This window comes from Moorena sp. SIO3B2, assembly GCF_010692525.1.
GTDB lineage: Bacteria > Cyanobacteriota > Cyanobacteriia > Cyanobacteriales > Coleofasciculaceae > Moorena > Moorena producens.
On record NZ_JAAHHE010000057.1, the window covers coordinates 25085 to 33013 of the forward strand.

Genomic DNA, 7929 nt, shown 5'->3' on the forward strand with positions numbered 1-7929 from the left:
ACTACCTCCGCTTCCGCTTATTCATTCTGGACATCAGTTTGTCAAGCTGTTTTTGATTAAGATTACTGGCTGAAAAGTCCGAAGGCGTATAGCCCCCAGTATCGGGACGTTGACAGTGTGTAATCAGGGTTTCCAAGGCTTGGATAAAGCCATGGGCTAACCCTTCAATGGTGGATTTTTTATGAATGCGATCGCTATAGGCAAAGGTCATCTCTAGCTTCCCTTCACTGACAAACCCACTCACCCCTAATAAATGACTCCGGTAGCTCCTGGGACTCTGCTCAGATTTTAATTCTTTAATCACGCCCAACCCAGTGGAGGTAGAAAGCATTCTCTCCAGCTGACCCAGGTAATTAAAGCTGACAGGGGCTGGCTTTAAGGCTGCTAATTGTTGCTTTATGTCCGAATCCTGATGCAGGTATCGCAACACCCCATAACCGATGCCTCCTTTTGGAATACGACGGAGTTGCTCTTTAATGGATTTCAAAGCTTCTCCAGGATCTTCTAAAGATTCTAGAGTTAACTGTACCGGAAACAGGGTGGTAAACCAACCCACTGTCCGAGATAAATCTACATCCTCAAATAAGTCTTCCCGTCCGTGTCCTTCAAGGTCAATTAGGAGGGAAGGCTGCCCTGTCCATCCACCGAAACTCTGCACCAAAGCAGTCAGTAGCACATCATTAATGCGGGTGTTATAGACCGATGGCACATCCTGTAACAGGGTGCGGGTTAGTTCCTCAGCCAAAGCAATGGACACCTTAGCGGTGGATGCGATCGCTTTATTCTCTTGCTCTGCTGGGTCACCCGGATAATCCACAGGTAATTCAGGCTGGTTAACCTGACCCTGAGATAACCAGTAACTGAGTTCTGTTGCCAGTTCTTGGGAAGCTGCATAATCGACCAATTGGTTTGACCAGTCTTGAAAAGCAGTGGTCTTAAGGGGTAATTGAATCTCTTCCCCCCGATCGATCTGTTGGTAAAGGGTTCCGAGATCTTCCAGTAAAATCCGCCAGGAAATCGCATCTACAGCTAAGTGATGAATCACCAATAACAAATAGTCAGAGTGGTCTTGCCCACATTGAAACCAAGTCACCCCAAGGAGTAAACCAGAAGACAGATCTAAACTGGCTTGTTGTTCGGCTTCTTTGTGCTTCAGTGCTGTGACTTGTTCTTCTGCTGTTAACTTACATAAGTCAACAATCTCAACGGGAGTGGGTTGATCGGGTTTAGTGTTCCTTTGCTGCCAATGTTCTTTTTCTTTGACAAACTGTAAGCGCAAACTGTCATGATGGACCAGTAGATGACCAACAGCCTTTTCCAAAACCTCAGCTTTGAGGTCTAAAGTCACGTGCAAGAGGATGGACTGATTGAAGTAATGGGGATCAGGCAAATTCTCTTGGAAAAACCACTGTTGGATGGGCGTCAAAGGCACTATCCCTGTGACCAGCCCTTGATTAGCTTCAACTTTACGGGTGGTTCCCACCACTTCTGCTAACTCAGCAATGGTTTGATGTTGGAATAACTGTTTAGGGGTAAACTGTAACCCTGACCGTGCAGCACGGGCAATCATCTGGATACTGACGATGGAATCTCCCCCCAGTTCAAAGAAGTTATCGTGAATCCCCACTTGTGCTATTCCCAACACTTCCGCCCAAATCTTCCTTAAGTGCCCCTCAATCCAGGTAAGAGGTTCCTCAAGGTCTCCCAGGGTTTCCAAATTCAGGCGTTCTGGTACTGGTAAAGCCCGATGGTTGACTTTCCCACTAGGGGTTAGGGGCAAGGCATCTAACATCACCAGGCTAGAAGGAACCATGTAAGGGGGAAGTGTCTCTTTGAGCATCTGAGTCACTGCATTGATCTCAATCTGACCCTTGTCATGGGGGACAACATAACCCACCAAACGTTTATTCCCTGGGGTTTCTTCCCGGGCAACCACCACAGATTGAAAGACTTGGGAGTGTTGGTTGAGGACCGCCTCAATTTCTCCCAATTCAACTCGGAAGCCCCGAATTTTAACTTGATTATCCAGGCGACCCAGAAACTCTAGGTTTCCGTCTGCTCGGTAACGCACCTTATCCCCAGTTTTATACAGACGACTGTTTGAGTCTTGATTGAAAGGGTCTGAAATGAATTTTTCTTGAGTCAAGTCTGGACGATTGAGATACCCTCTAGCCACCCCTGCACCGCCAATGTGCAATTCTCCTGGTACACCCACAGGAACGGGCTGCAAGGATTCATCCAGCACGTAAGTCTTGGCATTGGGAATTGGTCGTCCAATGGCAATGGGTTGTCCTTGCTGTGGTTGGTTGACCAACTGACTAACGGTTGCGATCACTGTTCCTTCTGTGGGTCCATAACTGTTGACAAGGGTTACAGAATCCCCAACAAACTCTAGCCAGAGTGAGACTTTTTCCGGTAAGGCACGTTCTCCACCGATAATGACTAACCGTAATGATTCTGGCAACACCAGACGCTCCTGGGTTAGTTCGCTACATAGTAAATGCCAGTAGGCTGTGGGAAAATTCCACACCGTCAACTGTAATCTTTGGGACTGATCCACGAACTCAGGGATGGATTGAATCATCTCTTCTGTCCGTAATATCAAGGTTGCCCCCTGAGTCAGACAAGGATAAATTTCTTCGGCTGCGGTGTCGAAGCTAATTGATGCAAATTGGAGAATGCGATCGCTTTTGGTGATTTTGTAGGTAATCACCGCAGCTTTGGTAAAATTCACCAACGATCGATGTTCAATCATTACCCCTTTAGGTTGTCCTGTCGAGCCAGAGGTATACATCACATAAGCTAAATCTTCTGGAGTGACTGTACTTTCTGGGTTTTGTGTGCTGTATTGGCTAATAACATCCTCTTGAGTATCAAGACAAACCACTGCCATTGGATGTTCTGATTTTAGGGTTGACCACTGCTTTTTGGTCACTAAAACTGACACCTGTGCATCATTGACCATATAACTCAAGCGCTCTGATGGATAGGCTGGATCCAGGGGAACATAAGCCGCCCCTGCTTTGAGAATGCCTAACAATCCAACAATTAAGTCTAAGGAGCGATCGATACACAATCCCACCAAAGTTTCTGGTTTAACTCCCAAGGTTTGCAGGTGTCGCGCCAGTTGGTTGGCTTTAGCATTTAATTCCCCATAGGTTAAATGCTGCCCTGCAAAGCTGACAGCAACAGCTTCTGGGCTATTTTGGACTTGAGCTTCAAACAGGTGGTGAATACATCCGTTAATTGAATAGTCAGCCTGGGTTTGATTCCAGTCCACTAATAGCTGATGTTCTTGGTCTGGGGACAAGATTGGCACTTGAGACAGTTTCTGACTCGGATTAGCCACAATCCCTTCTAACAAGATTTGGTAATGTCCCATCATCCGTTCAATGGTTGTACCATCAAACAGGTCGCTGTTGTATTCCCAGATCATGGTAATTCCTTCTTCTCCCTCGGCTGTGGAACCTTGTCCCACTCGTTGTTCAGACCTAGGAATCGTCACCACATCAAGGTCGAATTTGGCAGACTGATTACTTAGTGCTTCATACAAACTCATCTCCAGCCCTGGCAGTTTCAAGTCTGATAAGGGAGAGTCATGGAAGCTAAACATGACCTGGAATAAGGGATTATGACTCAGATCTCGCACTGGATTGAGAGCGTCTACCACCTTGTCGAAGGGCAGGTCTTCATTAGCGTAACCTTCTAGGGTCACTTGACGAACCCGATGGAGTAACGTTCTGAAACTGGGGTCTCCTGATAAATCAGTGCGCAATACCAAATTATTGACAATCATGCCAATTAACCCTTCCGTGCCAGGGATGCGTCGATTGGCCACTGCCGTACCCACGTTGAGGTCGTCCCTTCCGGTGTAGCGGTGCAATAGGGTCAGGAAGGCTGCAAACATGGTCATAAATAAGGTCGAACCTTCTTGACGACCGAGACGTCTGAGGTCTTGACACAGGTGCAAAGGTAACTCAGTTCTAATGGACGTTCCTTGATAAGTCTGCTCTGCTGGTCTGGGTCGATCGTAGGGTAATTCCAGAAGGGGGGCACTCCCTGATAGGGTTTGTTGCCAATAAGCCAGTTGTCGTTGGGCGGCTTCTCCTTTGACCCACTCCCTCTGCCAGTGAGCAAAGTCCACAAATTGGAGGGTGGGTTCGGGAAGGGGGGATAGATCACCGGTGGAGAAGGCTTTGTATAGTTCCACCAATTCACGAAGGAAGATATTAAACGACCAACCATCATGAACCATGTGATGTTCCACGTGAAGCAGAATATGGTCTTGAGGACTCAACCTTAAGAAGGTCCACCGGACGAGGGGCAGTTGAGTAAGGTCGAAGGGTTTTTGAAGTTCGACATCCAAATGTCTTTGGATTTCTGAGTCTTGATTGCTTTCTGGCACTGCTTGCAGGTCAACGACTGGTAATTGGATGGAGGGAGCAGGGTGAATCACTTGAAAAGGTCGTCCCTCCACAGCAGGCAGAGTGGTGCGGAAGATTTCATGGCGTCTGAGTATCTCCGTGAGGGTCTTTTCTAAAACCCTCACATCAAGTTGGCCTTTAAATCTTAGGGTAGACTGAAATTGGTAAGCTCGATTGGGTGCTAATTGTTCGATGAAGTAAACCCGTTCTTGGGCAAAAGAGACGGGCAAGTTGCCTTCCCTTACCATCGGTTGAATCGCAAGCAGTTGGGACTCTTCTTGTGAGGTCTGTGCTTGTTGAATGATTTGGCTCAATTGAGCGATTGTTGTTGCTTCAAAAAGGTTATGAAGCAGTAACTTCACCTGGAAAATATCCCAGATTCGGGTGATAATCTGGGTGGCGATTAGAGAATGTCCTCCTAAATCAAATAAGTTGTCATGGATCCCGATCTCCTCAAACCCTAATATCTCAGACCAAATGGAAACTAATTTTTCTTCCACGCCGTTACGAGGGGCAACCCAAGGGACATCCAAATCTGGGCGAGTTTTTGCAGGGGCAGGAAGGGCTTTGCGATCGACTTTCCCGTTAGGAGTTAGGGGTAATTTCTCCAAGACTACGAAGGCTGAGGGGAGCATGTAGTCTGGTAATTTTTCCTTTATCCATTCCCGAATTTCACTGAGGACGGGTCGTTGATCACTGGGAACAAGATAGGCGACTAAACGCTTATCCCCAGGGAGCTCTTCACGAACGACTAGGACGGCTTCTCCTATAGTGGGATGTTGGGTCAGAAGTGCTTCAATTTCCCCCAATTCAATCCGAAACCCGCGAATTTTGACCTGATTATCAATTCGCCCCAAAAATTCGATGTTGCCATCGGGCAAGTAGCGAACCAAATCTCCAGTTTTGTATAAGCGTTGTTGTTCACGTTTCTGAGGAGCTTCTCCCAGTGCTGTGGTGAAAGGATTAGGAATAAACTTAGCTTCCGTTAACGCCTGACGATTAAGATATCCTCTGGCTATACCCTCTCCTCCTAGGTATAGTTCTCCAGGAACTCCTACAGGAAGCAACTGACGAGCCTGATCTAGCACGTAAAACTGTGTGTTGGAGATGGGTCTTCCAATGGGAAGATTGGTGGCTCCTTCTGGGACTTCTTTGACAAGATACCAAGACGAGAAAGTCGTATTTTCTGTCGGCCCGTAAACGTGGATTAAACGTTGGGGAGGATTGTTTCTGAGGACTTCTTTAACTGACTGAGGATCCACGGATTCTCCACCAAATAAAAGAGTCTCCAGATTCTGGAAGACCTGGGGAACTGTTCTAGCTACTTGATTGAATAAGGCGGTAGTTAAGAATAATACGCTAATGTTTTGTGTCTGGATTTGTGCTGCTAGGTCTTGGGGTGAAAGAAGAATATCCTTTGGAAGTCCCACCAGTTGAGCCCCTTGAAGGAGAGCTCCCCAAATTTCAAAAGTGGCTGCATCAAAGGAAATATTAGAGGCTTGGGCAACTCGGTCCCTTGGGCTTAACTGAATATAGTTTGTGTTAATCACGAGGCGATTAACTGCCCGGTGAGGCACGGCAACCCCTTTTGGTTGACCTGTGGATCCAGATGTATAAATGACGTAAGCCAGATTCTCTGAGGTGGTGGTGTTGGGGAGATTCTCCTGACTGTGGCGATTAATGGCATCTCTTTCAGCCTCTAAACAAACCACTCTTACTTCTTGCTGCTGAGTTTGCCCGAGTCTTTCAATTAATTGCTGTTGAGTCAATAGGACTTTGATCTGAGCATCTTTAATCATGTAGCTCAGACGCTCTGTTGGATAGGTGGGATCTAGAGGAACATAAGCTCCCCCTGCTTTAAGAATGGCCAAAAGTCCCATGACTATTTCAGGCGATCGTCCCACACAAATCCCCACCAACACTTCTGGACCAACCCCCAGAGATTTGAAGTGGTGGGCTAATTGGTTAGCTTGGGCATTTAATTCTCGATAGGTTAACTGCTGATGTTCAAAGGTGAGTGCGATCGCATCAGGAGATTTGGCAACTTGCTCTTCAAACAATTGATGAATACACCGATCCTTTGGATAATCTGTCTGGGTATCATTCCATTCAACCAGTAACTTATGCTGCTCATCGGTTGTTAGAATCGGCAGATTTTGTCCTTTACTATAGTTTTGTTCAGACATCACCTTTAAGTCCAGGGTAAACGCATCTAAATTAAGTAATTTTTACCAAAAAAAATTAGCTAGATATTAGCTAGATTTTCGAATTTTAGCTAGTCATAATCAAGCTATTGGAGCTGAATAAAAATTTTCCTAGCCTCCTCCCTTAGTTCCCGAAAGAAATTTTAACTCGTCAATGTGGACGGCTATTCTGGACTATTCTGCTTATTTCCTTCGACAAAAATTGACTGATAATTCTCTAGTTAGTTACTGGTAGATGATAAAATTTTTATCATATAGTTATTGTCCATAGCCGCTCGATAGCGTTTCATTGTCTTGATCCAGTCGCTGATGGTTAAGGTTGCTGCGTGGGTCACGTGGGAGCACCGCTGTTTGCCCCGTGGGAACCCCCATGAGCAACTGGCGTGGTTTCCACGGACGGGCTGGGTCCCGAAACAAGTTCCGCACACAGACCCAAAACCATAAGCGACTGCATCAAGACGCTGTTTGTCATTTGTCAGACAACTTAAGACGTTCCTAAAAATTAGTCATGAAATCACTATCTCATATTTTGTGCTCAACTTAACCGGCATTTAGTGCAGGGTAAACGAACACATCTAATTTTATGAGTACTTACTATATATAGTGTTTACTTAATCCACCAAACACTATAGGTGACAATTTCATTCTCAACAAGCACCATAAGGAAGCACAATAAGCCAGGGTTTATTGACAATATGAGTTTGCCCTGGGGTTTTATTTATCACAAACTAGCCAATTTGTCAATAAAATTTAGAGGCGTTTGCCCTGTTAAGGTGCGGAATTCCGTCCCCCTCACGCCCCCTATTTCTTAATATCTAAGTTTATAATAGTAATATAGAGAAAATAGTCAAGGGAATACATCAACCTTAAGGTCTCATGGTTATCAAGCCTAGGGTGCTGCCATTGAAGGATAGATCTAATAATAATTAGATATTGGCATCATTAACTACTGCCAATAATCTTAGGGCTAAAACATCCAGATCAGCTGTGGGACTATAGTGTTTTCTATACTTATGAGGTACACAGTATTTTTCTTTATTCCCTGTTCGCTATTCCCAGATCCGCTGTTCCCTAAAATCTTATCTTAGGTGCGCTTTCCGCATCTAATTATTAAATTCGCCACGGGTCGCACCTCAAAATTGTGTACCTCACCCAATTGAAAACCGCTAGATTGGATAAGCTAGATTAAGAAATCGTGGCAGTTAAGGTAAGGAGGAAATTTTTTCGTGGGAGGTTCACTCGTGGAAGACCGTGACTATACGTTAATCATCGACAAAAGCGGCAGTATGTCTAGCCCAGAC

The 7929-nt window shown here is 45.6% G+C and carries 1 protein-coding gene; it reads right to left on the bottom strand.

Annotated features, from left to right (window positions below):
- Nucleotide 1: 1 nt before the first annotated feature.
- Entirely contained in the window at nt 2–6610 is a 6609-nt protein-coding gene (locus tag F6K38_RS15370) for a non-ribosomal peptide synthetase (protein ID WP_287356883.1), read from the bottom strand.
- Nucleotides 6611–7929: the final 1319 nt, after the last annotated feature.